This window comes from Kineococcus rhizosphaerae (genome assembly GCF_003002055.1).
GTDB lineage: Bacteria > Actinomycetota > Actinomycetes > Actinomycetales > Kineococcaceae > Kineococcus > Kineococcus rhizosphaerae.
Genome location: NZ_PVZF01000061.1, coordinates 1 through 1,145 on the forward strand (window position 1 = coordinate 1; position 1,145 = coordinate 1,145).

1 pseudogene is annotated in these 1,145 nt (G+C 65.4%); it reads left to right on the forward strand.

Annotation, left to right across the window (positions count from 1 at the left end):
- Positions 1–163 precede the first annotated feature (163 nt).
- Positions 164–1,050, forward strand: a pseudogene (locus CLV37_RS28725) (IS3 family transposase); the annotation flags it as partial.
- Positions 1,051–1,145 lie beyond the last annotated feature (95 nt).

A 1,145-nucleotide genomic window follows, 5' to 3' on the forward strand; every position in this document is an offset into this window, starting at 1 on the left:
CGGTCGAGGCTGAGGCCGCCCACTACGCTTACCTCAACGACTCCATCCCGGAGTCGTGTCCCACATGAAGACGGCAGAGAAGCCGTGACGCTTCAGGGTCTGCCCCCGCTTTGGTTGACTCCGACCTGTGAGGATCATGGTCCTCGCTGGAAGGATGACCACCGTGCACAAGCGCTACCCCGACGAGTTTCGCCGCGACGTGATCGCTGTGGCCCGCCAAGGTGGGCAGACCCGGGCCCAGATCGCCCGCAGCTTCGGCATCTCCGAATCGTGTCTGGGGCGATGGCTGAGGATCGCCGACCGCGAGGAGGGCCTGACCGCTCCCACCTCCTCTGATGGGACCACGGCGGAGTCCGACGCCGAGCTGCGAGAGCTGCGCAAACGCAACAAGCTGCTGGAGCAGGAGAACGAGATCCTGCGCCGGGCGACGGCGTACTTCGCCCGTGACGTGCTCCCAAAATGATCTACCCGCTGGTCCGTGACCTCGCCGAGGACGGGATCCCCGTCGCGGTGACCTGCCGGGTGCTGGGCTTTTCCAAGCAGGCCTACTACAAGTGGCGTGCCCGCCCGGTCACCGACCGGGACTGGAACGACGCTCACCTCATCAATGCCGCGGTAGACATTCACCACGACGATCCCGAGTTCGGCTACCGCTTCATCGCCGACGAGCTCGAACAGCAGGGCGTGCCAGCCTCGCGCAACCGCGTCCAGCGCCTGTGCAGTTTGCAAAAGCTGTTCTCCGCCCACGCCCGTAAGCGTGGCGCTGGGCGCCGGCCGGGACCGCCCGTCCACGACGACCTGGTGCGACGGAGATTTACCGCCGAGAAGCCGAACTCTCTCTGGCTGACCGATATCACCGAGCATCCCACTGCCGAGGGCAAGCTGTACCTCTGCGCGATCAAGGACGCCTGCTCCAACCGCATCGTCGGCTACTCCATCGACGCCCGGATGACCGCCGACCTCGCAGTCAAGGCCCTGAAGAACGCGCTGGCCTTGCGCGGCGGGACCGATGTCCTCGAGGTGGTGGTTCACTCCGACCGCGGAGCGCAAGACGGACTCAACCGGTCGTCGCAACACCGGCCTGATTCAAGAACTGTAGCTGCTCCTCGAACACCTCCGCAGGTGTCCTCCAGCCGAGCACTTTT